Genomic DNA, 1164 nt, shown 5'->3' with positions numbered 1-1164 from the left:
GGTGTGAACGGTGTCGGCGTCAGTGATGTTGAGCGTGACGGTGGCGTCTGCCTCGGCGCTGCCGCTGATGGTCACGGACGTGGCGGTCGCGGCGGTGACTGTGGCCGGGGCCGTCAGTGTCGGCGCGGCGGGGGGAGTGGTGTCCTTGGGGGCCGTTGCCGTCGGCGCGGGGCTGATGTTGCCCGCCGTATCGGTCGCGGTGGCGGTGTAGATGAGCTGGCCGTCGTCGAGGCTCGTCAGGTTCAGTGCTGTCATGGACCAGTTCCCGGTTCCGTCCGCGGTCGCGGTGGCGGTGACGGTGTGAACGGCATTGGCGTCCGTGACGTTGAGCCTGACGGTCATATCGGCCTCGGCGCTGCCGCTTACCGTCACGGACGTGGCGGTCGCGGCGGTGACTGTGGCCGGGGCCGTCAGTGTCGGGGCGGCGGGGGGCGTGGTGTCCTTGGAGGCCGTTGCCGTCGTCGCCGGGCTGACGTTGCCCGCTGGATCGGTCGCGGTTGCGGTCAGGGTCACGGTGCCGTCGTTGAGGCTCGACAGGTTGAGTGGCGTTATGGACCAGTTCCCGGTTCCGTCCGCGGTCGCGGTCGCGGTGAGGGTGTGAACGGCATCAGGGTCCGTGACGTTGAGCGTGACGGTCGCACCGGCCTCGGCGCTGCCGCTGACCGTCACTGCCGCGACGTTGGCAACGTTGACGACGGAGGGTGCGTCCAACGTGGGCGCGGCGGGGGGCGCGGTGTCCTTGGGGACCGTCGCCGTCGCCGCCGGACTGACGTCGCCCGCCGTATCGGTCGCGGTTGCGGTCAGGGTCACGGTGCCGTCGTTGAGGCTCGTCAGGTCCAGTGCCGTTATGGTCCAGTCCCCGGTCGAGCTGGCCGTGACCGTTCCGCTCACGGCATGGCCCGCGCCGTCGGACGCTGTGACACTCACGGTGTCCGCGGCCCCGGCGGTGCCGGAGACGGGCACGGCCGCGACGTTGGCAATGTTGACGACGGAGGGTGCGTCCAACGTGGGCGCACCGGGCAGCGGTGCCGGGTTGACCGTGATGGTCGAGGTGGTTGAACTTGAGCCGGTGTCGTTGGTGGCGGTCAGGGTCGCGGTGTAGGTTCCGGCGGCGGTGTAGGTGTGGGCGGGGTTCTGCGCGGTGGAGGTGCCGCCGTCGCCGAA

The 1164-nt window shown here is 70.6% G+C and carries 1 protein-coding gene; it reads right to left on the bottom strand.

From position 1 onward, the window contains the following. On the bottom strand, window positions 1-1164 hold a 1164-nt coding region (locus tag NFC73_RS05180), incomplete at both ends, for an Ig-like domain-containing protein (protein ID WP_254748181.1).

Origin of the sequence: Pseudarthrobacter humi, assembly GCF_024294965.1 — a bacterium.
GTDB lineage: Bacteria > Actinomycetota > Actinomycetes > Actinomycetales > Micrococcaceae > Arthrobacter > Arthrobacter humi.
The sequence above is the reverse complement of the archived record's forward strand: the minus strand, read 5'-3'. Positions and strand labels throughout refer to the sequence as shown.